Annotated in this window: 20 protein-coding genes and 1 tRNA gene; 17 read left to right on the top strand and 4 right to left on the bottom strand. The window is 48.8% G+C overall.

The window, feature by feature from the left end; translation table 11 throughout:
- The first annotated feature begins 6 nt into the window (after positions 1-6).
- From ACRQ84_RS01130 to ACRQ84_RS01080, 11 genes are all read left to right on the top strand, one after another.
- Positions 7-639 (top strand): lysophospholipid acyltransferase family protein, encoded by a 633-nt coding sequence (locus tag ACRQ84_RS01130; protein WP_483816959.1) that lies wholly within the window; start codon positions 7-9, stop codon positions 637-639.
- Complete coding sequence (locus ACRQ84_RS01125; RefSeq protein ID WP_483816958.1) at positions 636-2390, top strand: bifunctional alpha/beta hydrolase/class I SAM-dependent methyltransferase; 1755 nt, start codon at positions 636-638, stop codon at positions 2388-2390. Before ACRQ84_RS01130 ends, ACRQ84_RS01125 begins: the two co-directional genes overlap by 4 nt.
- Position 2391: 1 nt before the next feature.
- Positions 2392-3711 (top strand): dual specificity protein phosphatase family protein, encoded by a 1320-nt coding sequence (locus tag ACRQ84_RS01120; RefSeq protein WP_483816957.1) that lies wholly within the window; start codon positions 2392-2394, stop codon positions 3709-3711.
- Entirely contained in the window at positions 3696-4097 is a 402-nt protein-coding gene (locus ACRQ84_RS01115) for a hypothetical protein (protein WP_483816956.1), read from the top strand. Before ACRQ84_RS01120 ends, ACRQ84_RS01115 begins: the two co-directional genes overlap by 16 nt.
- Positions 4098-4104: 7 nt before the next feature.
- Entirely contained in the window at positions 4105-5889 is a 1785-nt protein-coding gene (gene tssF, locus ACRQ84_RS01110) for a type VI secretion system baseplate subunit TssF (RefSeq protein ID WP_483816955.1), read from the top strand.
- Complete coding sequence (gene tssG / locus ACRQ84_RS01105) at positions 5886-6905, top strand: type VI secretion system baseplate subunit TssG (protein WP_483816954.1); 1020 nt, start codon at positions 5886-5888, stop codon at positions 6903-6905. The genes tssF and tssG overlap by 4 nt, the downstream gene beginning before the upstream one ends.
- A gap of 152 nt (positions 6906-7057) precedes the next feature.
- A complete protein-coding gene (locus tag ACRQ84_RS01100; protein WP_483817861.1) occupies positions 7058-7294 on the top strand; it encodes an HTH-like domain-containing protein in 237 nt (78 codons plus the stop codon).
- A gap of 5 nt (positions 7295-7299) precedes the next feature.
- Positions 7300-10614, top strand: a complete 3315-nt coding sequence (locus ACRQ84_RS01095; protein ID WP_483816953.1) for a helicase-related protein — start codon at positions 7300-7302, stop codon at positions 10612-10614.
- Positions 10615-10624: 10 nt separating this feature from the next.
- Positions 10625-11494, top strand: a complete 870-nt coding sequence (locus tag ACRQ84_RS01090) for a DUF4391 domain-containing protein (protein ID WP_483816952.1) — start codon at positions 10625-10627, stop codon at positions 11492-11494.
- Between the two features lie 100 nt (positions 11495-11594).
- Entirely contained in the window at positions 11595-13439 is a 1845-nt protein-coding gene (locus ACRQ84_RS01085; RefSeq protein ID WP_483816951.1) for a site-specific DNA-methyltransferase, read from the top strand.
- 10 nt (positions 13440-13449) lie between these two features.
- Positions 13450-16629 carry a type III restriction-modification system endonuclease gene (locus ACRQ84_RS01080; RefSeq protein WP_483816950.1) on the top strand — a complete coding sequence of 1060 codons (3180 nt, stop codon included), beginning with the start codon at positions 13450-13452 and terminating at the stop codon, positions 16627-16629.
- A gap of 297 nt (positions 16630-16926) precedes the next feature.
- Here the strand turns inward: ACRQ84_RS01080 and ACRQ84_RS01075 are convergent.
- Together ACRQ84_RS01075 and ACRQ84_RS01070 are read right to left on the bottom strand one after the other, a co-directional pair.
- Positions 16927-17003, bottom strand: a tRNA-Arg gene (locus ACRQ84_RS01075).
- Positions 17004-17098: 95 nt separating this feature from the next.
- Positions 17099-17602 (bottom strand): DUF1198 family protein, encoded by a 504-nt coding sequence (locus ACRQ84_RS01070; protein ID WP_483816949.1) that lies wholly within the window; start codon positions 17600-17602, stop codon positions 17099-17101.
- 175 nt (positions 17603-17777) lie between these two features.
- On the opposite strand from ACRQ84_RS01070, the gene folD reads away from it, so the two are divergent.
- The gene (folD, locus tag ACRQ84_RS01065; protein WP_483816948.1) at positions 17778-18644 is read left to right on the top strand and encodes a bifunctional methylenetetrahydrofolate dehydrogenase/methenyltetrahydrofolate cyclohydrolase FolD; all 867 of its coding nucleotides are present in this window, start codon (positions 17778-17780) and stop codon (positions 18642-18644) included.
- Positions 18644-18856 carry a ribosome-associated protein YbcJ gene (gene ybcJ / locus ACRQ84_RS01060; protein WP_007890771.1) on the top strand — a complete coding sequence of 71 codons (213 nt, stop codon included), beginning with the start codon at positions 18644-18646 and terminating at the stop codon, positions 18854-18856. Before folD ends, ybcJ begins: the two co-directional genes overlap by 1 nt.
- A 74-nt stretch (positions 18857-18930) precedes the next feature.
- Here the strand turns inward: ybcJ and ACRQ84_RS01055 are convergent, their stop codons facing one another.
- Positions 18931-20022: an AAA family ATPase gene (locus tag ACRQ84_RS01055; RefSeq protein ID WP_483816947.1), complete on the bottom strand. Its 1092-nt coding sequence runs from the start codon at positions 20020-20022 to the stop codon at positions 18931-18933.
- Positions 20023-20054: 32 nt separating this feature from the next.
- Positions 20055-21440, bottom strand: a complete 1386-nt coding sequence (gene cysS / locus ACRQ84_RS01050) for a cysteine--tRNA ligase (protein ID WP_483816946.1) — start codon at positions 21438-21440, stop codon at positions 20055-20057.
- Between the two features lie 335 nt (positions 21441-21775).
- On the opposite strand from cysS, the gene ppiB reads away from it, so the two are divergent.
- The 4 genes from ppiB (at position 21776) to purK (ending at position 24688) form a co-directional block, all read left to right on the top strand.
- Positions 21776-22270: a peptidylprolyl isomerase B gene (gene ppiB / locus ACRQ84_RS01045; RefSeq protein ID WP_049850842.1), complete on the top strand. Its 495-nt coding sequence runs from the start codon at positions 21776-21778 to the stop codon at positions 22268-22270.
- Positions 22270-22986: a UDP-2,3-diacylglucosamine diphosphatase gene (locus tag ACRQ84_RS01040; protein ID WP_483816945.1), complete on the top strand. Its 717-nt coding sequence runs from the start codon at positions 22270-22272 to the stop codon at positions 22984-22986. Before ppiB ends, ACRQ84_RS01040 begins: the two co-directional genes overlap by 1 nt.
- A gap of 131 nt (positions 22987-23117) precedes the next feature.
- The gene (gene purE / locus ACRQ84_RS01035) at positions 23118-23627 is read left to right on the top strand and encodes a 5-(carboxyamino)imidazole ribonucleotide mutase (protein ID WP_007890776.1); all 510 of its coding nucleotides are present in this window, start codon (positions 23118-23120) and stop codon (positions 23625-23627) included.
- Complete coding sequence (gene purK / locus ACRQ84_RS01030) at positions 23624-24688, top strand: 5-(carboxyamino)imidazole ribonucleotide synthase (protein WP_483816944.1); 1065 nt, start codon at positions 23624-23626, stop codon at positions 24686-24688. The genes purE and purK overlap by 4 nt, the downstream gene beginning before the upstream one ends.
- The last annotated feature ends 102 nt before the right edge of the window (positions 24689-24790 follow it).

The raw sequence follows: 24790 nt of genomic DNA, 5'->3' as shown, positions 1-24790 counted from the left end.
GCGCACATGAACCGCATGCTGCGCTGGCTCTTTACCCTGTGCATCGCTTATCCGGTGGTGTGGATCTGGCTGGGTGTCGCCGTGGCCAACCGCAAGAAGCTACCGAAAACAGGCCCGGCGATCATTGTGGCAAACCACAACAGCCATCTTGATGTGCTGACGCTGTTCACCTTATTCCCCCTCTCGACGTTAGTGGACGTACAGCCGGTGGCTGCCGCTGATTACTTCCTGAAAAACAAAGTGGTGGGTTGGTTTGCGCTCAAGGTAATTGGCATCATCCCGGTGTATCGCGGGGCGCATCAGGCTAATCCATTGCAGGCCTGCGTCGATGCGATGGCGGAAAAGAAAATCGTGATTATTTTCCCGGAAGGCACGCGCGGCGAGCCAGGGAAACTGTCAGAAATTAAATCTGGCCTGTGGCATCTCAGCCAGCAGTGCCCGGATGTGCCCATCATTCCGGTCTATATGCACGGGCTGGATCGCTCAATGGGTAAAGGTCAGAAAATACCGGTGCCGTTCTTTATCGATATCTATATCGACGATCCGCTGCGTTATCAGGACAACAAGGCCGAATTTAAAAGCGCGTTATTAAATCGTTTTGTCGAATTACAACAGCAAGCCATAAGGAAATCATCATGAGCCAGGAAGCACGTTTATTTCAGGAAGGATCTTTTTCAACCAGCGACGGTGAATCTCTCTATTTTCGCCACTGGCCCGCGCAGGATGCGCAGAGCAAAAAAGTGATTGTGCTATTTCATCGCGGGCATGAGCACTCCGGGCGTTTGCAGCATGTTGTCGATGAGTTACTGATGCCGGATGCCCATTTTTACGCCTGGGATGCGCGTGGACACGGACATTCGCCGGGAGAACGAGGTTACAGCCCAAGCCTGGCTCGCTCAGTGCAGGACGTCGATGAATTTGTTCGCTTTGTCGCTGAACAAGCCAGGGTGAGCATTGAAGATATTGTTGTGATTGCGCAAAGCGTCGGTGCGGTGCTGGTCGCTACCTGGGTGCATGATTACGCACCTAAAATTCGCGGTATGGTGCTGGCCTCTCCAGCGTTCAAGGTGAAGCTGTATGTGCCTTTCGCACGCACGGGATTGGCTATGCTGCAACGTATTCGCGGTCTGTTTTACGTGAACTCTTACGTCAAAGGGAAATTTCTCAGCCACGACCCAGAGCGCATTCGCAGCTTTGAGCAGGATAAATTCATCACCCGTCAGATTGCCGTGAATATTCTGCTGGATCTGTATAAAACGGCGGAGCGTATTGTTGCTGACTCTGCCGCCATCACCGTGCCAACCCAGCTGCTGATATCCGGCGATGATTTTGTGGTGCACACCAAACCGCAGAAAAAATTCTATCAGGGGCTGCGTAGCGCCATCAAAGAGCAGCATATTCTGCCCGGTTTTTATCACGATACGCTGGGAGAGAAGGATCGCCAGCTTGCCTTCGATAAAATGAAGCCGTTTATCGAACAGCTTTACCACGCTGCACCTTACACCTTCGATTACAGCCATGAAGATCAGTGGAGTCCGGGCGCTGATGCGTACCGTGAGTTGCAGGCGCCACCTAAGCGCTGCTCACTACAAGGCGTGTCCTACGCTTCATTAAGTTTTGGCATGAAAACCATTGGCAGGCTGTCTAAAGGCATGCGCCTGGGATATGAAACCGGCTTTGACTCTGGCAGTACGCTGGATTATGTCTACCGCAACACGGCTGAAGGCACCGGCATTATTGGCCGTATCATCGACAGGCAGTACCTCAACAGCATTGGCTGGCGCGGCATTCGCATGCGCAAAGAGAATATCCAGCAGGTGATTGCGCAGGCCGTAGCAAAACTGCAAGAGCACAATTTGCCGATTCGCGTAGTCGACATAGCCGCCGGACATGGCCGCTACGTTCTTGATGCACTAGAGAAACAGCCGGGAATTGAAAGCATCTTGTTGCGAGATTACAGCGATCTGAATGTGGAAAAAGGCCAGGCGATGATTGAAGCGCGTCAATTAGGCCATCTCGCGCAGTTCAAAAAAGGCAATGCCTTCGATTATGACTCGCTCGCCACACTCGCGCCTGCGCCGACGCTGGGCATTGTCTCCGGCCTGTATGAACTGTTCCCGAGCAACCAGTTAATCAAAACTTCGTTGGCCGGGTTGGCAGCCGCCATTCCACCGGGCGGCGTGCTGGTTTATACCGGGCAACCGTGGCATCCGCAGTTGAAAACCATCGCATGGACCTTAACCAGCCACCAGAACGGTATTCCCTGGTTGATGCGCGTACGCAGCCAGAAAGAGATGGATACGCTGGTCGAAGATGCTGGATTTGAGAAATGCCACCAGTTGATCGATGAGTTTGGCATCTTTACCGTGTCGCTGGCGGTAAGAAAATAGCATGACTGAATCGTTGCTGACACAACGCCCTTTTCGCCCCTGGAAACAGGGGCTTTGCTGGCTGATGTTGCTGGGGCCCCTGTTTTTTCTCAGCTACGGGCAGGTGAATACCTACACCGCTACCCGCGACGATGTGGAAAGCCTGGTGTTTGCCTGGGAACGTTCGATTCCATTTGTTCCCTGGACTATCGTGCCTTACTGGAGCATCGACCTGCTTTACGGTATTTCACTGTTCATCTGCACATCAAGACAGGAGCTGACGCGTCACGGCTATCGCCTGCTTGCAGCATCGCTGGTGGCGTGCGCAGCGTTTTTACTTTTCCCGCTGAAGTTTACCTTCACGCGCCCGGAAACCCTTGGTGCCTTCGGCTGGTTGTTCCGCCAGCTTGAACAGTTTGATTTACCCTATAACCAGGCCCCTTCGCTGCACATTATTCTGACCTGGCTGCTCTGGCTGCGCTTTCGCCAGCATCTAAATCGCAATGCGAGAATCGTTGCGGCCAGTTGGTTCCTGCTAATAGCTATCTCGGTACTGACCACCTGGCAGCACCATTTTATCGATGTCATTAGCGGGATTGGGGTCGCGGTCATCATCAGCTACCTGATTCCGATTAGAGGAGAATGGTGCTGGCAGCGGCCCACTTGGCACGCGCGACGTCTAGCGAGCAAATACGGCCTGGGTGGAATGCTGTTTTTACTGGCGGAGATAGCGATTCCCAGTGGTTATTTGCTGCTGTGGCCTGCCATAGCGCTGCTGGCGGTGGCTGCGGGCTATGCCGGGTTGGGCGTGACGGTGTTTCAGAAAAGCAGTTGCGGTAACTTATCTCTCTCAGCACGTTTGCTGCTTCTGCCTTATCTGGCAGTTGCAGGGATATCCCGCCGCTGGTTTTCCCGGCATAGCGCGCAAAGTAATGAGATTGTCGCTGGCTTAGCGCTGGGCAGGTTTCCGGACAAAGCGCAGCAGGATTTTGCCGTTTTTGATCTGACCGCAGAATTACACAAAGGCAACCGGAACGCACAGCGATGGCAGGCCTATCCGCTAATGGATCTGCTGGTGCCCGACATTGCGCATTTGCGCACTGCAGTAAGACAGCTCCAGCAACTGCACCGGGAAAGTGACAAGGTGTTGGTTTGCTGCGCGCTGGGTTTATCGCGCAGTGCCACGGTGATTGCGGCGTGGCTGCTGGCGGAAGGACATGCATCTTCTGTCGCTCAGGCCGTTGAACTCATCCATTCCCGACGCCCGCAGATTGTTCTCACCCCTGCACACATTGAAATCCTGGAAGCCTTCAGCAAGGAACAGCTATGTCAGACATCATGATGACCAACCGAATTGTGCAAATTCATCTGACAAGCTGGCGCTACTTTGCCGCTCTGACACTGCCACCGTTGGCGCTGATACTCAGCCTTTTCTACTCCGCGCTGAGTCTGCCGTTAATGTTGTTGTTCTTCATCACACACTACTACTGCTGGCGTTTATGGCTCGATGAACGGCTCTTCGCATTGCTCAATAATGAAGAAGACCTTGCTGAGTTTGACCGGGGCATGGCGCAGCTGTGGCCGAAAAAATTTGCCCGCCCGCGTTCTCTGGCAGATCGCCTGCACGGAACAAGAGTCATGTTCTTCCGGGCAATGATCTCACTGCTGGTGTTGTGGTTGGCTTCACTCTGCTCAGTGAGTTATCTGGCACTCACGCTGGTTGAGTAGGTGAACCATGAACGACCATGATTTTCTGAAATATTTCGACAGCGAAATGCGTTATCTGAAAGCCGCTGCGCAGGAGTTTGCGGAACAGTATCCGGAGGCGGGACGGCGACTGGGCGTAGACGGAAAATCCCTGAAGATGGATGACTCGATCGAGCAACTGTTTCAGGGCTTCTCGCTGATGATGGCGCAGATGCGTCGCAAGATTGATGACGATATTCCGGAGCTGACGGAGCCGCTGCTCGGGCATCTGCTGCCCGTGGTGAACCGCACGCTGCCATCAATGTCTGTGGTGGAACTTACGCCCGATAGGGTCGCTCAGGTACGTGATGCGGTATTGCCGGCAGGTACAACGCTGCTGACCAAACCGATGGATATTACTGGCCTGCGCTGCCCTTATCGCACCACTGATGCGTTGACATTGCATCCGCTGGCGTTAGGCAATGTCACAACATCGTTTCACCCCGACGGACACCAGATAATTTCCCTGCGTTTTACACTCAGCCCTCAAGCCGATACGAGCCAGGTCGATCTCAGCGATATTCCGCTTTATATCAACGGAGATCGTCCAGTTCAGTCGCTGCTATACCATGCGCTGACCTGTCATCTGCGCAACATCACTTTTCGCGTGCCGCAGAGTGATAACCACGATCCGCAGCCATTTAATGGTGGCATCCGCGCCCGCTGGCAACAGCACTGGCGTCCGGTCTGGCCGGAAAGCGACAGTCCTGCACTCTGTGGTGAAGTGCGCCCGCTACTGGAATATTTCAGTTTTCCGGCTCGCTTCGCCTTCTTTACTCTATCGGGGCTCAACACGCTGCCTTTCGACGAAAGCTGTCGGGAAGTGATGCTCGATATTCACCTCAGTCAGCCGCTTCCGCATGATATTTCCCTGCCGACAGACGTGCTGCGTATTCACTGCGTGCCGGTAATTAACCTGTTTACTCTGAACGCCGAGCCGCTGAAGGTGAAGCCTGCAGTGCTCGATTATCGTCTGCGTCCGCACCGCCTGCGCGATCAGCACACTGAGATTTACAGTGTTGATGAAGTTGCCGCCAGCGAAACACTGGATAAGCGGCGTTATATGCCGTATCGGCACTTCCGGCAAAAAGGGGGCATGTTGCAACGCAAAGAGTCCTGGCCGGAGCGATATTTCCATACGCGCATCTGGCGTGGTGTCAGCGGTCTTTATGAAACCTTGCTGATGTTGGGTGGCGATGAAAGCGAGACCGATCGGGGCGAGGATGATGCCACGCTGTTTATGAACATCACCTGCACCAATGGTAACTATCCGCGCATGGCGCTGGAGAAAGCCGTTTTTGATGGAAGCGCGGTCACCGGCAACCTGACATTGCAGTGCATAACGCGTCATCCCCCTTCAATGCCTTATTACCCGCCAACCACGCAGTTGTATCAGTGGCATGTGATGTCGCTGCTGCATCCGCGCGCGCTGAGCCAGATGATTAACGACGCTGCAAGCCTCCGAGCCGTGCTGGCGCTGTTTGACTGGAGTAATGACGATAACAACCGCCGTCGCATCAGCGGTATTCGTCACGTCAGCTGGCGTCAGGACTATAACGCCTCGTATCACTGGCACGGCGTGCGTATTCGCGTGGCGCTCGATGAAACCCAGTTCAGCGGCACCGGCGATGCCCGCCTGTTCTGCGAGTTGCTGGAACAGTTTCTGACGCAGTATGCAAGCGTTGTGCGCTTTACCCAGTTGACGGTGCTGCTAACCGCTTCGGGCACCGGATGGGCCTGGCCGGAGCGGCGCATTAACAGGGTGCTGATGTGAGCGAAGAAAACAAAAAACCGTTCTGGCTGGACGATAACGGCAATGACCAGACCGCGCAGTACAACTTTTACCGCTTCTGCCAGCTGCTAGAGCAGACGACCGGCAGCCGTCTTGGCACGGGCCGCACGCCGGAGAGCGATCCGGTGCGATTTCGTCCCAATCCGCACCTGGGCTTTCCCGCCGGGGAGTTGAAACGCACGGAAATTGACGCCGATAACCCGAATGCGATACCAACGGTCAGAACCAACTTCTTCGGCTTATACGGCGTCGATTCGCCGCTGCCCACCAGCATCATTGATGATATCAACCAAGGCCGGGATGGTGCTGATGCGATGGCGGCGTTTCTGGATATCTTCAATCATCGACTGATGACGCAGTTTTACCGCATCTGGCGCAAGTACAGCTATCCGGCAACTTTTGAGCCGGGTGGTACCGATACGGTGTCGCAAAGCCTGATGGCGCTAACCGGCATTGCCCACAGCGGCGACCAGCCGTCATCACGCCTGCTGGCGATACTGAAACCGTTGCTGCATACCACGCACACTGCTGAAGGTATTGCAGCGGTGATCAACAGCCAGGCACCGAACACTAAAGTTGAGGTTTTCGCACATCATCCGTTGACGATGCCGGTGGCAAAACGCGCCCGGCTTTCACTTAAAGGTGGCATGACGCTCGATCAAAATCCGATACTGGGCGATGAAACCCGCGTGGCTGATTACTGCTCACGGGTTGAGCTTTCAACAGACGATCCTGATGAGGCAAAGGGTTGGATGCCTGACGGGCAACTCAGGCAGGACGTGATGGCACTGCTGCACACTTATCTGGGCTGTGACTATGATTTGCGTTTTTGGCTGACGATTCCCACCCGATTGCTGCCAATGCCGCGACTGGGCAATGCCGGGTTGTTCAACGGATGCAATATGATGCTGGGGCTGAGGGAGGAGAATCTGATTGCGATGCCGGAAACGGTGCGAATTAAAGTGGGAAAGCTGCGAGAAATTAATGTTAAGTCATAAAAATATCGAGAGTGAATGAATGGAGCAGGATTTCGGGTCATGGTCAAACTATTAAGTATGATCCATCGAGTAATTTTGGTCATATCGTTTAGAAATTTTAGCTAATTTTGATATAATTCATGACCATGCCTATGAATCGTATTAAGTGTTCCATGAACAAAGTGATTATAGAAGAGATCAAGCAAGCTCTTGCAGCTGCACCACGTAACGGATTTATAGGTGAACTTCACTTACAGTCAATCAAGTATGCTGACGAGTTAAGCAGCATAACCGCAAGGGAATTCTGTGAGGTGTTAGGTCTTAAGCCTAGCTACGGCACTGAGTTTAGTAAGATGAGAAATCTTACAACTCGACTCAAAGCTGCTGGTCTAGTTACGGAGAAAATCTAATCACTATGCTCATTGATAACGTAACGACCAAAGTCTCAGATACACTTACCGATGCGATTCAACAGAACGATAAGCTTTCCGTCCTGGCGGGGCTTGTTTCTATCTATGCTTTTGATCACCTCAAAGACTCTTTAAACAAGTTAGATTCAGCTCGTTTGCTTTTCTCTCAAGCTAAAGGCTTTGATGCTCTTAGTATCACTTCACCTTTTGGCTCGCTTAACGGCTCAGAACAAGAAAATAGGTTTCGCAATCAGCTGAACCAAAAAGCAATAGCAGTAGAGTTTTCCTGTTGGTTAGAGGAAAAAGCTTCTGTTCGTTTGGTTAAACAAGCAGGAGTTATTCATCAACACATAACGCACGTTTCCTCAACTTCAAACTCATTAGCGGTTAGCGGTGCTCAATTCAACGGACAAGGCATTGGTCTCACTGAAACTAATGGTTTCGATATGATCAGCCTTGATAGTTCCGAACAAGCACAAGAGTTGCTTGGTTTCTTCAATCGGGTATGGAGTAGTAAAGGGCAAGTTATTGAAGCAAAGGAACAATTAAAGGTCGAACTAACTAAACTGACAGCAGATAACACGCCGCAGTTTATCTACTTCCTTACCCTCTATAACATTTTTAAAGACTATGTTGGTGATCTCCAGGAAGAGAGCATTTTAAAAATCAAAACTGGTTTTAAAGATACGATTGTCTGGAATAAGCTCTATAAGTTTCAAAGAGATGGTGTTTTAGGTGCTATAGATAAACTTGAACATTTTAACGGCTGTATTATCGCTGATAGTGTCGGTTTGGGTAAGACGTTCGAAGCTCTTGCCGTCATCAAATACTACGAATTACGCAATGATAAAGTTTTGGTGCTTTGTCCTAAGAAACTGCGTGATAACTGGCTAATCTACACACATAACGATAAGCGCAATTTGTTAGCCAATGACCGCTTTAACTATGATGTGCTAAATCATACAGATATGAGCCGCGATATTGGCTATTCAGGTGATATAAACCTAGAAACGATCAATTGGGGAAATTATGACCTTGTTGTTATTGATGAATCTCACAACTTCCGTAACAACAACCCTAAAAAAGATGGTCGAAATCGTTATCAACGGCTTCTTGAAGACATTATCCAGGCTGGTGTAAAAACTAAGGTTTTGATGCTTTCTGCTACGCCTGTGAATAACCGATTGAATGATATAAAGAACCAAGTGGCTTTCATCACAGAAGCAAATGACCAGGCATTAATCGATCATGGCATAAGCAGCATCGAGAGCACGTTAAGACAAGCACAATCACGCTTCTCACGTTGGGCTGAACAAGATCCTGATGTTCGAACATCGAAAGATCTTTTGGACTCGATGAATTTTGACTATTTCAAATTACTGGATATTTATACAATAGCGCGTTCTCGTAAGCATATAGAGAAATATTACGGAACTGAGGATATTGGTAAATTTCCTACAAGGCTTTTGCCAATCAACTTTAAGCCTTCAATAGACCTTAAAGACCAGTTCCCACCGTTGGAGGAAGTGAATAAGACAATCCGTAGACTTTCATTGGCGTTTTACTCGCCTATGAAATATGTACGAATGGATAAGAAAGCGGAATACGCAAGACGCTATGACCAAGAGGTAAAGGGCGGTAAAAGCGTATTCAAACAAGTAGACCGCGAAGAAAGTTTGATCCACCTTATCCGTATCAATCTCTTGAAACGAATGGAAAGTTCGATTCATTCGTTCACGCTCACTTCAGAAAAATTATTAGCGCAAGTTGAAGCTTTACTGTCAAAAATCCATAACTTTAACGCCAATATCCAACCGACATTTACTGACGATCTGACCGAAGATTTTGTTGCGCCACCAATTGCAGAGATTGATGATCTTGAGTTTGACTCACCAGAACTTGCTCCTTTTATCATAGGGAACAAAACCAAGGTAAGGATTCAAGATATTGATTTAGTAATGTTTGCACAAGATTTAGAGGCGGATAAAGTCTTTTTGCAAGAGATTGTTCGTGTATCAAAGAGCATCGACTCTGAACGTGATGCAAAACTCGGTATGCTAAAACAGGCGTATCTTGAAAAATGTCAGAAACCGTTCAATGGCAATAACAAGAAAGTCATTATCTTTACCGCATTTGCTGATACCGCAGAGTATCTATACAGAAATATTTCCAGCTGGGCTTATCATAACTTGGGACTTCATACTGCGATAATCACAGGTCAACGCACAGATACAACCTTACGTTGCATTGATGGTAAGAAGTTCAAAACTGATCTGAATAGTTTGCTGACGCATTTCTCACCTAGATCAAAAGAACGTGAGAAGGTTTATCCAGAGTTTAAAGAAGAGGTAGACATTTTAATTGCTACTGACTGTATTTCAGAAGGTCAAAACTTACAGGACTGTGACTATCTCGTTAACTACGATATTCACTGGAACCCCGTTCGTATTATTCAACGTTTTGGACGTATAGACCGTTTAGGTTCGATTAACGACACAATTCAACTTGTGAACTTCTGGCCAAATATGGAGTTGGACGAGTATATCAACCTAGAGGCTAGGGTTAGTGGGCGTATGGTACTGCTCGATATTTCTGCAACGGGTGAAGAAAACGTTATCGAGCAAGTTCCAAAGCTCAACAAGGGAATGAATGACTTAGAGTATCGCAGAAAGCAACTTGAACAACTCCAAAATGCTGTAGTTGATTTAGAAGAAATCTCAGGTGGTGTGTCCATAACCGACTTAACGCTGAACGATTTTAGAATGGATCTCTCAAGTTTCCTCAGTGATAAATCAAAAGGTAACACAGATACCTTAGATCAAGCTCCATTCGGGCTGTTTGCACCTGTCATTATCAACAAAGAATCGTTTGAGTCAGAACGTAGCCAATTTGCAGGTCTAAAAGATGAAATTCAATCAGGAGTCATTTTTTGTCTAAAAGACATTAAAGGAAAAGTCCAGGTCGAAGAAAGCTATTCACTCGCCCCTTACTATCTTGTTTATGTGTCTGATGAAGAAAAAATATTACTTTCATTTACCCAATCAAAACAGATTCTGGATCTATGCAAGAAACTAAGATCAGAGTTCAAATCCTTTGAAGATTCGGCATACGCATATCAAGAGTTTGAGAAGAGAACTCAAAAGGGAATGAAAATGAATCATTACCAGAATCTTCTCAGCAAAGCGGTTGAAAATATTGCGGGTAAAAGTGAAGAAATAGGCGCGACAAGTTTGTTTAGTCGAGGTGGAACAGTTTTATCAGCGTCAAGCTCTCAAAATGTGAATGATTTTGAGGTAGCAACCTATATGGTCATTCTGTAGGAGCAAGGCAATGAGCCAGATCATAGATTTTCGCAGTGGAAATTTGTTCGAGAAGGTATATGAGCATCTAGCTTTACCAGAATCAACATTGCTTGGCACACGAATCACTAAAAAGATGATTCTGGACAACAATGATCTCTCAAGTAGCGATAACAAGCTGGTAAATGATGTAATTCAATCCGTTGAATGGCTGAACACTCTTAAGCCTGAAACGTTGAACATACCGACTTATGTTACCGAAACGGTAGAGTATATCGAGGTGGCTGTTCTTAAAGTCAATCTCAAAGCCGACACAACAAACCGTGGAAAGTTGAAGAGGACAGCCAAACTCTTCCATACACTGATCCCCTACCCGGTTATCTTGCTGTTAGAGCTAAACGGTGAACTGGCGATTAGCCTGGCAGATAAGCGAATTAATCAGGCTGATAGTTCAAAGTTGGTCATTGAGTTTTTTTACAACAGCCAGTGGTTCAACGTTGGAAGCTTGAAGGACAATGAGAACGAATTCTTGAACGATTTTTCGCTGAAGAATGTATCAAGCGTCAACTACTACGAACTGTATCAAGACTTCATAGCTAAGCTCATTGCTCTTGAAACGAGTTATATTTCATATTGTTATCGTAAAAATGGCTGTACGGAGAGTGAACGTTTTCCATCACAAGAAAACAAAGTCGATACATTTGACGAACTTTCATTCACCGAGATGAGCAACGAAGAGAAGACAAGACTTCTCAAAGAGTTAGCATCACTCGAAGGTGAATTGAGCAATATCAGAAACAAGTTAAAGAAAGAGCTGCAAATGAGTGAGAAAATGCGTCTCAATGTGCAAGCAAGAAAAGTAAAACAAGCAATTTCAGCGATCACTTCTCAGTTTGTATAAGAAGAACTGAAAATCAGAATTTTAAGAAATTTTACTGAAGGCGATAGAGCAGATTTGCATCAACAATGATTGTTAATAGGTAATCAACATAATGAGCGAAATGGAAAAGATCACGGGCAACAGCCCAGAAGCAAAAAGCCTGGACATAACCAATCAGAATATAGAGCAGCTAAAGCAACTTTTCCCTGATGTTTTTTCAGAGGGAAAGATTGACTTTGAAGCACTAAAAGTAGTGTTGGGTGCAGAAATTGATGATTCAGAAGAGCGTTACAACTTTACCTGGAATGGCAAAATAAAAGCTCGACAAATCGCTCAAACACCATCGACAGGTACTCTACGGCCTTGTAAAGAAGAAAGCGTTAATTGGGAAACGACTGAAAACTTGTTTATCGAGGGGGATAACCTTGAGGTCTTAAAACTGCTTCAAAAGTCTTACCATAAGAAGGTAAAAATGATCTACATCGACCCTCCTTACAATACGGGTAAAGACTTTGTTTATAAAGATAATTTCCACAACAACATCAAAAATTATCTGGAAATTTCAGGTCAAGCAGATTCTGCTGGAAACAAAATCAGTACCAATGCCGAAACATCAGGTAGATACCATTCAGATTGGCTCAATATGATGTACCCAAGGCTGAAACTAGCAAGGAATTTATTAAAGGATGATGGTATAGTTTTCATTTCTATTGATGAGCATGAAGTTACCAACTTATCAAAGATTTGTGATGAAATTTTTGGTGAAGATAATAATATTTGTCAGTTAGTTTGGAAAAAGAAATATACAGGAGGTAAGCACTCTAAGGGCTATGCAGATTTTCATGAATATATTTTGGTTTATGTCAAAGATGCAAGCTCATTAACTAACATAGAAATTTTGCGCCCTGATGAAGAAAAAGGAAAATTTGTAGATTCTGACGAGTTTGTTAAACAAAGAGGGAAATACTATGTGAGGCCCCTTAAGTCTAATTTAGAGTTAAGACCAACATTAATCTATCCAATTGAATTTCCTGATGGTAGTGTTACCGAAACACAATGGCTTGTAGCTAAAGATACTTTTGAAAAATTATTATCTGAAAAAAGAGTGGAATTTCGTAAAAAAAGAGACGGGACTTTTCAGATTTATAAAAAGTATTATGAAACTGATGGAGGCGGTTCAGTAAAACCTCCGTCATTGATTGAAAAGTTCCCTAACACAGAAGCTAAAGCGGAGTTAAAATTTCTATTTGATATAAAAGAAGGTAGAGATAATGTTTTCTATACAGCAAAACCTACCAATTTATTAAAATATCTGTTTGAACCGTACGACTCAGGAGAGGACATCATTTTAGATTTATTTGCTGGCTCTGGCTCAACCGCTGACGCAGTAATGCGAATGAACGATGCAGACAATGGAAACAGAAAGTTTATCTTAATACAAATCCCAGAAGAAATTGATGGGCACTCTTCTTTTTCCACAATCTCTGATATTACCAAAGCGAGATTAGTCAAAGTTAAAGATAAAATAATTAAATCTAAAGATATCGATACAGGATTCAAAGTATTAAAATTAGATAGCTCCAATATTTTCCCTTGGGACGCTGATTTTGACAATTTAGAACAAGTGCTTCAACAATCTACCAAGTCGATCAAAGATAATCGTTCTAGCGAAGATGTTCTATATGAAATCTTCCTAAAATATGGCTATGAATTAACCACCCCATTAAAAACCGAAACTGTGAACGAAAAAACAATCTTTGTCGTTGGGGCCGGTGCCTTGATTGTTTGCCTGGATGATGAAATCACGACTGAAACAGTAGAAGGTATTGCCAAGCTAAAAGCTGAATTAGATCCTGAAATAACACAAGTAGTCTTTAAAGATGAAGGATTTGCTGATGATCGAGTTAAGACTAATGCTATTCAGATCTTGAAACAAGCCGGCATCGAAGATGTTAAGAGTATTTAAGGGATAAATTATGTCTGAAATGAAGATAAAGTTTGACCCTGACTTAACTCATCAGAACGAAGCGGTTAACGCAGTTGTTGGTGTTTTTGAAGGGCAGGAAACGTTCCAAACGAACTTCTCTGTTTCATCAAATGCGCTCACAAATGAGCAGTTGGGTTTATTTGCCCAAAACAATGACATTGGTGTAGCAAATGCTCTTACACTTCTGCCAGAAGAGCTTTATGAGAATACACGAAATGTTCAGATTATTAACGGTTTACCACAAACTGAAACGTCAAAACAAGCTCTTCCAAGCCTCGATTTTACTATCGAGATGGAAACGGGGACAGGCAAAACCTACGTATATCTTCGTAGTGTGTTCGAGCTGAATCAAAAATATGGATTAACTAAGTTCATCATCGTTGTTCCATCTGTTGCGATTAAAGAGGGTGTCTATAAATCCCTGCAAATAACAGAAGAGCATTTTAGAAAAGAATATAAGAACGTTCAGTATGACTACTTTGTATACGACTCTTCAAAACGTGAACAAGTAAGAAACTTCGCAACGAATGATTATATTCAGATTATGGTCATCAACATTGACGCTTTCAGTAAGTCTTTCACTGATCCAGACAAAGAGACTGCTGCAAACTTGATTCACCGAACCGATGATCGATTGAACGGAATGAAGCCGATTGAGTTCATTCAAGCGACTAACCCTGTTGTTTTGATTGATGAACCTCAATCCGTGGCATCTACAGCTAATCGTAAAAATGCTATTGCCAGTTTGAACCCACTATGCACGTTTCGTTATTCTGCAACATTGACAGAAAAGTTTAACTTACTTTATAAACTTGACTCGATTGATGCTTATTCTCGTCAGCTTGTTAAACAGATTGAAGTTGCTTCACTAGAAGTTCAAGACAATCACAACCAAGCTTATATCAAATTAATTAGTGTCGATAACAAGAAGTCACCAATCACTGCAAAAGTTGAGATTGACGCTCAAACTAAAACGGGCAAATTACAGCCACGTAAAACCATCACGGTTAGGAGTGGAACAGATTTATTTGAAGCATCTGGTGCCCGATCCGTTTACGAAGGTTATGTGATCAACGACATCTACTGTGAAGAAGGTAGCGAGTATATCGACTTTACAAGCCATAGCGACATTATCGGACTCGGACAGGCAGTGGGTGAAGTTGATGATGACACGTATAAGCGCTTACAACTATCTAAAACCGTTGAAGAACATCTAGAGAAAGAGCTTAAATTTTTCAAAAAAATCACGACTGGCATTGATCCTAAGGATCTTTCAAAGGTGTTGAGTCAGAAAGGGATTAAAGTTCTCAGTTTGTTCTTTATCGACAAAGTGGCGAATTACCGAGGCTATACGAAAGATGGTGTGCCAATCCAAGGTAAATTCGCACAATGGTTCGAAGAAGAATTCATTCAGCAACTGAGAAAACCAAAGTATCGTGTCTTATACCCAACAGTGTGGGATAAGGATAGCTCTGGAAAGCCTGTATTGAACGAGCAAGCTCTGAAGGAATTAGCAAGCTCAGTTCACAATGGCTATTTTGCTCAAGATAAGAAGAAAGATGCCTCAGGAAACCCTTTTTTCGCTGAATCCAAACTAGCGGCAAATGGTGAAGGCGGTAAAACAGCCGCTGATGAAACCGCTTATAACCTGATTATGAAAGATAAAGAAAGGTTACTTTCTATTGATGAGAAGTTACGCTTTATCTTTAGCCACTCAGCATTAAAGGAAGGTTGGGATAACCCTAACGTATTCCAGATATGTACGCTAAACGAAACCAACTCAGTTATGAAGAAACGACAAGAAATCGGTCGCGGTTTACGTTTGGCTGTGGACCAATCAGGTGAACGTGTTCCATACGGTTTTGAGGTGAATACTCTTACAGTAATGGCGAACGAATCTTACGAGCAGTTTGTATCGGAACTTCAAAAAGAGATTGAAAAAGAAGAAGGTATTAAGTTCGGTGCTATTGAGAAGCATCAATTTGCTAATATTGTCATTTCTAAGCAATTCGACAAAAAAGAGTTCCTTGGTGCAAAAAAATCAGAAGATATCTACCAGCATCTAACCGACTATGGTTACATCGATAAGAACGGTAAGATCCAAGATTCCCTTAAGGCTGACCTTGCTGATAACACAGTAAGACTTCCTGAAAGCGTAAATGAATATTCCGATGCAATTTTAGCGACTTTAACGAAAGTCTCTAAAGGCTTGAGCATTAAGAAACACGAAGAGAAGAAGACTGCAACTCTACGTGAAGATAATGGTAAGCAGGTTGTCCTTGGTGAGGATTTCAAGGCCCTCTGGGATCGTATCAAGTATAAAACGACTTATAGAGTAGATTTTAGCATTTCTGAATTGGTTGAAAAATGTATCAAAGAAATTCGTGCATCAGTAGCCGTAGCGAGTGTGAAATTTGAATATAAGAAAGTCAAAGTTGCTATAACAGAAGCGGAACTTGAAACATTTGATGAAGAGTCAAAGATTCAATACTACCGTAATAGAAACTTCCAATTGCCTGATATTGTGACTTATCTGGAGTCGATTACAAACTTAACTCGTAAGACCGTAGTTCAAATCTTACTTGGTTTAGGCGATAAACTTGAAGCATTCAAGAACAACCCTCAACGATTCATCGAACTAGCTAGCGAAGTGATCCGAAAACAAATGCGACTCGCAATTGTTGATGGGATAACTTACCACCGTATCGGTGATGAAAATTATTATGCTCAAGAGCTGTTCCAAGAGGAAGAGCTGACAGGTTATCTCAAGAATATGGTTGAAGCGAAAAAATCTGTTTACGACTATATTATTTGTGATTCAGACACAGAGATTGAATTTTCCGCAAAACTTGAAGCATCGAACGATGTTAAGCTTTATGCAAAACTTCCTTCTTGGTTTAAGATTGATACCCCCTTAGGCAGTTATAACCCTGATTGGGCGGTTTTAATCGACAAAGACGATGGTATGGGTGATCAGCTCTACTTTGTAGTAGAAACAAAATCCAGTATCTTCTCTGATGATCTGAGAGCATCTGAACAAGCAAAAATTAACTGTGGTATGGCTCACTTTGAAGCTTTGTCAAAAGATAAAGAGGGTAACGCCCTTGAGAATCCTGCTAAGTTCGTCAAAGCTGATTCTTATGACACTTTCGCAACACACCTAGAATAATAAATGTAATGGGTAGTCACATTGTGACTACCTTTTTACAGGTGAGTTTGAAAGCCTTATCGGTAGGCTTTGCACTTCTGACTTTTACATCTGTTAGCGCCATTAGCTGCTCTCCATCACTGGATGTTGGTACAAAAACTCATTGAACGGGCATGTACCAACACATATACCAACAAAGATTACTTGATGTGGGTTTATGTCGATAGACTCAGGTTGAATTTGAATGCTTGCTACAGAAATAATTTACTGAATTTAGGCATAAAAAAAGACGTCAGTTGACGTCTCTTGATATGAATTTGGTACGCCCTACAGGATTCGAACCTGTGACCTACGGCTTAGAAGGCCGGTGCTCTATCCAACTGAGCTAAGGGCGCATAGTGATTGGGTCGGATTATACGTCCAGCGGCTCGCGCGTCAACGTTTTTGCCCTTCCACAGCAGCGGAGTGCTGCCAGATTAACCAAAATCCCTTAATGCCGCTTGCGCCACTCGCTCATCGACACCAGATTGCCGCCCTGCTCCGTTTCGCCTTCCAGCTCAATCCCTTGCTGCGTGAAGTGCGCATTGTACTGGTCGCGCAGCGCGTGCAGTTCCTGGCTGTCCGGCTCCAGCTGGCGCAAGAACCCCAACGCCAGCAGCAATTGCTGCCTCGATATCAACGCTGGAAAACCCGCTCGGCTCAAAATGCCATGCCAGCGCTGCATGTTCTCGTCGCTGCCATCGACAATCAGCACCTGCCAAATCAGCAGCACCGCCGCGCCGTTGTGCAGATGCGTGTCGTTATCGCCCGCAATGTAGTCGGTGAACTCTTTTGCCGCCTCTTTGCCCATCAGCGACAGCATCGATTCGATATGTACCGGCGGCAACTGCAACCGTTTATTGAGCGCCTGCACCGCATGGCGCGAGCTGGCTGTCAGCAGCTGAAAACCGACCACGAACACCACCGCCAGCGTGGCGAGAATTAACCAAATCATCACGTCATCCATCTCATTCACTGCCGGGCATCATAAGCGCTAACGCGGGCTGGCGCCACGGCGAAAAATCGGGAAAGCAACGTAGAGGGCGAATCTCTACCTGACAGCCGCACGCGCTTCTGACAGAATAGGCGCCATCCCCGATTTAACCCTCTACAGATGGATTTCCTCTCTGATGGCAGCAAAAATTATTGACGGTAAAACGATTGCGCAGCAGGTGCGCCTTGAGGTTGCCGAAAAAGTACAGCAGCGTCTGGCGGCTGGTAAACGTGCGCCCGGTTTGGCAGTGGTGCTGGTGGGTGAAAACCCGGCTTCGCAGATCTATGTCGCCAGCAAACGTCGTGCTTGTGATGAAGTGGGCTTCATCTCCCGTTCCTACGATCTGCCGGCCACCACCAGCGAAGCGGATCTGCTGGACCTGATTGATAAGCTGAATAACGACAACGAGATCGACGGTATTCTGGTGCAGCTGCCGCTGCCAGCCGGCATCGATAACGTCAAGGTGCTGGAGCGCATCGTGCCGGACAAAGACGTGGATGGCTTCCATCCGTACAACGTTGGTCGTCTGTGCCAGCGCGCGCCAAAGCTGCGTCCATGTACGCCGCGCGGCATCGTCACTTTGCTGGAGCGCTACAATATTGATACGTACGGCTTGAACGCCGTGGTAGTTGGCGCATCAAATATCGTTGGTCGTCCGATGAGCATGGAGCTGCTGCTCGCCGGTTGCACCACCACCGTCACGCACCGTTTCACCAAAGATCTGCGCCATCACGTTGAGCACGCCGATCTGCTGGTAGTCGCGGTGGGTAAACCGGGCTTTATTCCGGGCGACTGGATCAAGCCGGGCGCGGTGGTAATTGATGTCGGTATCAACCGTCTCGAAAGCGGTAAAGTGGTTGGTGATGTGGAGTTCGATGCGGCTGCTGAGCGCGCCTCGTACATCACGCCCGTTCCAGGCGGCGTCGGTCCAATGACGGTTGCCACATTGATCCAAAACACGCTGACCGCGTGCGAAGAATTTCACGACATTGAGGAGGCATAATGGCCAGTTTTTCTCTCGGTAAACATGCCCACGTTGATTTGTGCGACCTGCTGAAGCTCGAAGGTTGGGTGCAGAGCGGTGCGCAGGCGAAAGCGGTGATTGCAGAAGGCGAAGTGCGCGTCGATGGCGCAGTGGAAACGCGTAAGCGCTGCAAGATTGTTGAAGGCCAGAAAGTTGAGTTTGCGGGTTTCAAGATTACGGTTGTTGCGTAATTAGGTGGTGGTCGCCATGAATGGCGTCATCACGTTAAGTGCAGTCATTGATAGGGTCGCCATGAATGGCGACCCTACATAACCCGCGTTTCCCCTTCGATTTGCTCCAGCTCGATATGATTTACCGCCGTGTGTTGTGCAATCAGCGTCGCCAGTTTCGGGGAATGGCTGGTGATCCACAGCTGGCTGAACTGGCTGGCTTCGGCGATCAGGCGCGCCAGCGCCGGCAGCAGATCTTCATGCAGGCTATTTTCCGGTTCATTCAGCGCCATAAACGCTGGCGGACGCGGGCTGAGCAGCGCCACCACTAAGCAGAGAAAACGCAGCGTGCCATCCGAGAACTCTGCGCTCTCCAGCGGACGCAAAATCCCGCGTCGCGACATCAGCATCTGAAAACGCCCGTTCTGCACATCCACGTGAAATTCAGTATTCGGAAAAGCCTCTTCCATCACCTGGAACAGCAACTCATGATGACCGCGCTCGACGATGGTGGCCCACGCCGCCGCCAGATTGCTGCCATCGTGGCTCAGCACCGGCGCGCGCACGCCAATCTGCGGCGCGCGAATCGGCGAACCCGGCCACACGGCAAATTCATGATAGAAACGCCACTGGCGCAACCTTTCGCGCACCTGTGAAAGCTCAGGATAGAGGTGCGGTTCGCCCAATTGCCCAAACAGCGACTCTTCGGGATGCAGCACCGCCGGATAGCTCACGCGCTCGCCATCGACGTTGTGCAGGAAAGCGGTCTGATTTTCGCGCTGCATAATGCAGGATGAAGGACGACGGCGTTGGCCGCTCATCCACAAACGCTCCTCTTTCACCAGCGGATCAAGATTGAACATGCTGGTGGATAACGGCTCAGGAAAACCGACATCGAGCTGATAATCCATGTCGTCCATCACCACTGCCAATGAAAGACGTTTGGGATCGTGGCGACGATCGCCGCGCCGCAAGCCGCCCGCCCACATCGCTTTCTGGATGCCGCCCTCTTCCGCCAGCGCCAGCGCTAAGCGTCCGCTGGCGGCCTCATGTAGCAGCCGCACCGCTTTATACAGGTTGGATTTGCCGCAGCCGTTGGGGCCGCTTACCACGTTGAGCTGTTGCAGCGGCAGCGTCAGGTTACGTACCGAGCGGAAGCCGTGAATCTGAATCTGTTCAATCGCCATAATAAAAAAGGGCGATTTCTCGCCCTCTCCGGTTATTTGCGTCGCCAGCTGGAACCTTGTGGCCCATCCTCAACGATCACGCCCAATTCGTTGAGCTTATCGCGTGCCACATCCGCCTGCGCCCAATCTTTGGCTGCACGTGCGTCGGAACGGGCTTTCACCCAATGCTCGATTTCCGCCACTTCGTCGTCATTGACCAGCGCCCCGCTCTGCAGAAACAGCTCAGGATCCTGCTGTAGAATGCCGAGTACGTTGGCAATCTGGCGCAGTTTCGCCGCCAGCGCATCAGCCGCCGCTTTGTCTTCGGTTTTCAGGCGATTCACTTCACGCGCCATATCGAACAACACCGAATAGGCTTCCGGCGTGTTGAAGTCGTCATCCATCGCGGTGCGGAAACGCGCTTCAAACGCTTCGCCACCCGCCGCCGTCGCATTGGCATCGGTGTGACGCAGCGCGGTGTACAAGCGCTCGAGCGCTGCACGCGCCTGATTAAGGTTATCTTCGCCGTAATTGAGCTGGCTGCGATAGTGACCCGACATCAGGAAGTAACGCACGGTTTCGGCATCGTAATGCTGCAACACATCGCGCACGGTGAAGAAGTTATCCAGCGATTTTGACATCTTCTCGCGATCAACCATCACCATGCCGGAGTGCATCCAGTAATTCACATACGGACCATCGTGCGCACAGGTGGATTGCGCCACTTCGTTTTCATGGTGCGGGAACATCAGATCCGAGCCGCCGCCATGGATGTCGAAATGGGTGCCGAGCTGTTTGCAGTTCATCGCCGAACACTCGATGTGCCAGCCTGGACGGCCGTTGCCCCACGGCGAATTCCACGCCGGTTCGTCCGCTTTGGACATCTTCCACAGCACAAAGTCCATTGGATTGCGCTTCACGTCCGCCACTTCGACGCGCGCACCGGCTTGCAGCTGTTCCAGATCCTGGCGCGACAGCACGCCGTAAGCTTTGTCGCTCAGCACGTCGAACATTACGTCGCCGTTGTCAGCGACGTAAGCGTGATTACGTTCAATCAGCGTGCCAACCAGCTCGATGATCTCATCGATATGACGCGTGGCGCGCGGCTCCAGATCCGGCGGCAGAATGCCGAGTGCAGCGAAATCGGTGTGCATCTCGGCGATCATGCGGTTGGTCAGCGTTTCGATGCTTTCACCGTTTTGATTGGCACGTTTGATGATTTTGTCATCGATATCGGTGATGTTACGCACATACTTCAGCTGATAGCCCACGTAACGCAAGTAACGCGCCACCACGTCGAATGCCACAAAAGTACGCCCATGGCCGATATGACAGAGGTCGTAAACCGTGATACCACACACGTACATCCCGATTTCACCGGCATGGATGGGTTTGAATTCCTCTTTCTGTCGACTCAGGGTGTTATAAATCTTTAGCATTGAACGGTTCCGTTTGTTTTACGTGTGCGGGATTCGAACGTTAAAAAAGTCAGTTAAGTGCATCGCGGTCGCCATGAATGGCGACCCTACAGCGTACCGGTGCGATTTTGTAGGGTCGCCATTCATGGCGACCAAAACTACATTGCCCAACTGCACGGCATCAAGCCGGTTATTGTGCCGTATTTTTCTCAGTTGTGCATCGCTCGGTTGCCAACTGCCGTGCGGTTACTGACGCGTTATTGGAAATTGTGATATAAGAAGCGTCTACAAAAATGCCTCGCCGCCTTGCAGGCGCGGCAATTGATACTGACGACAAACCTGATAGGAAGAAAATAATGGTCACTTTCCAGACGAACCATGGCGATATCGTAATTAAAACCTTCGATGACAAAGCGCCGGCTACCGTGAAGAACTTCCTGGAATACTGTGCGGAAGGTTTTTACGATAACACTATCTTCCATCGCGTAATCAACGGTTTCATGGTTCAGGGCGGTGGTTTTGAGCCGGGCATGAAGCAGAAAGACACCAAAGCCGATATCCGTAACGAAGCCAACAACGGCCTGAAAAACACCAAAGGCACGCTGGCGATGGCACGTACTCAGGCGCCTCACTCGGCGACTGCGCAGTTCTTCATCAACGTAGCAGACAACGACTTCCTGAACTTCCGTGACGAAAGCCTGCAAGGCTGGGGTTACTGCGTGTTCGCAGAAGTGGTTGAAGGCATGGACGTGGTGGAGAAAATCAAAGCGGTGAAAACCGGCCGCAGCGGCATGCATCAGGACGTTCCGGTTGAAGATGTTGTCATCCAGAAAGTGACTGTTAGCGAGTAATGTCGCGCACGCTGTTTATCGCAGATCTGCATCTGTGCAATGAAGAACCGGCAATTACTGCCGGTTTTCTGCATTTTTTGCAGGGTGAAGCGCGCGCGTGTGATGCGCTTTACATCCTCGGCGATCTGTTTGAAGCCTGGATTGGCGATGACGATCCGAATCCGCTGCATCAGCACATTGCTGCCGCGCTCAAGGCGCTGCCGGTGCCGACATTCTTCATTCACGGTAACCGTGACTTCCTGCTCGGCCAGCGCTTTGCGCGGGCTTCAGGCATGACGCTGCTGCCGGAAGAAAAGGTGCTCGATCTTTACGGCCATCGCGTGTTGATCATGCACGGCGATACCTTGTGCACCGACGATGAAGGCTATCAGCGTTTTCGCGCCAAAGTGCATCAGCGCTGGTTGCAGCGGTTGTTCCTCGCGTTGCCGCTGCGTCTGCGCATGCGCATTGCCGCGCGCATGCGTAACGGCAGCAAGCAGGCCAATCAGCACAAGTCTGTCAGCATCATGGACGTCAATCAGCCTGCGGTGGAAGCCGCGATGACGCGTCAACAGACGCCGATTCTGGTTCACGGCCATACGCATCGTCCCGCCATTCATCACTTTGCGTTGCACGGCAAAAATGCGCAGCGCGCGGTGCTGGGTGCCTGGCATGAAAACGGTTCGATGATTCAGCTCGATGCCAGCGGCGTAAGCCTGATCGAATTCCCCTTCTGACATCCGGGCGTAAATGCCCGTTTTCCGCCTACGCAACCGTTTTCCTTGCTGCCATCTCATGCTATTCTCTGTGCCCTTCTTCGCCTGCCCGCCCGGCCAGGTTCGTTTGCATATTCACAGGAGTTGACCGCATGTCATCCAACGCCACCCCGGCCCGTATCGCCATTGTCATGGGTTCCAAAAGTGACTGGGCTACCATGCAGTTCGCCGAGGAAATTCTTAACAGCCTGGATGTGCCCTTCCACGTTGAAGTGGTCTCAGCTCACCGTACGCCCGACAAACTGTTCAGCTTCGCGGAAACCGCCGCCGACAACGGTTTTCAGGTGATCATCGCCGGTGCCGGCGGTGCTGCCCATTTGCCGGGCATGCTGGCCGCGAAAACGCTGGTGCCGGTGCTAGGCGTGCCGGTGCAAAGCGCGGCGCTGAGCGGCGTCGATAGCCTCTACTCCATCGTGCAGATGCCACGTGGGATTCCAGTTGGTACGCTGGCGATTGGTAAAGCCGGTGCCGCCAACGCCGCCCTGCTGGCGGCGCAGATTCTGGCGATTCACGACAGTGCGCTTTCGGCGCGTATCGCTAACTGGCGGCAAACCCAGACCGACGAAGTGCTGAACAACCCGGATCCGCGGGAGGATGCATGAAGCCGGTTTGCGTATTAGGAAACGGTCAGTTAGGCCGCATGCTGCGCCAGGCGGGTGAACCGCTCGGCATCGCGGTCTATCCGGTGGGTTTGGATGCGGAACCTTCTGCGCTGCCAATCGCCGCAAGCGTGATCACCGCAGAAATTGAGCGCTGGCCGGAAACCGCGTTAACGCGCGAACTGGCGAGCCATCCGGCGTTTGTGAATCGCGATATTTTCCCGCGTCTGGCCGATCGCCTGACGCAAAAACAGCTGCTGGATCAGTTAAACCTCGCCACTGCGCCGTGGCAGTTGCTGGCCGATAAAGCCGAGTGGCCGCAGGTGTTCAGCACGCTGGGCGAGCTGGCGATTGTAAAGCGTCGTACCGGCGGCTATGACGGCCGCGGTCAGTGGCGTTTGCGTGCCAATGAAACCGACGCGCTGCCGGATGAGTGCTACGGCGAATGCATCGTTGAGCAAGGTATTAACTTCAGCGGCGAAGTGTCGCTGGTGGGCGCGCGCGGGCACGATGGCAGCACGGTGTTTTATCCGCTGACGCACAACCTGCATCAGGACGGCATTCTGCGCACCAGCGTGGCCTTCCCGCAGGCCGATGCCGCGCAGCAACAGCAGGCGGAAGCGATGCTCAGCGCCATCATGCATGAGCTGAATTACGTCGGCGTGATGGCGATGGAGTGTTTCATTACGCCAGAAGGTTTGCTGATCAACGAACTGGCCCCGCGCGTGCACAACAGCGGCCACTGGACGCAAAATGGCGCGTCCATCAGCCAGTTTGAGCTGCATCTGCGTGCGATTTTGGGTCTGGCGCTGCCGCAACCGGTGGTGTTTGCGCCATCGGTGATGGTGAACCTGATTGGTACCGATGTGAATCTGGCGTGGCTGCAACAGCCGCTGGTGCATCTGCATTGGTATGACAAAGAGGTGCGCGCGGGCCGCAAAGTTGGGCATCTTAATCTGACCGATAGCGATCATGCGCGTTTGGCAGAAGCCCTAAATGCGCTGGTGCCGCTGCTGCCGTCAGAGTATGCGAGTGGGATTGCGTGGGCGGTGGAGAAGTTCTGATTTATCAGGTCGCCATAAATGGCGTAATGCCGATCAGTTAAGCCCCGTATTAATTACCGTACATACCGTAGCGGCGCGATTTATCGCGCAATAAATTGCGCC

The organism is Pantoea sp. E2023-21 (genome assembly GCF_051302795.1).
Classification (GTDB): domain Bacteria; phylum Pseudomonadota; class Gammaproteobacteria; order Enterobacterales; family Enterobacteriaceae; genus Pantoea; species Pantoea ludwigii_A.
The sequence above is the reverse complement of the archived record's forward strand: the minus strand, read 5'-3'. Positions and strand labels throughout refer to the sequence as shown.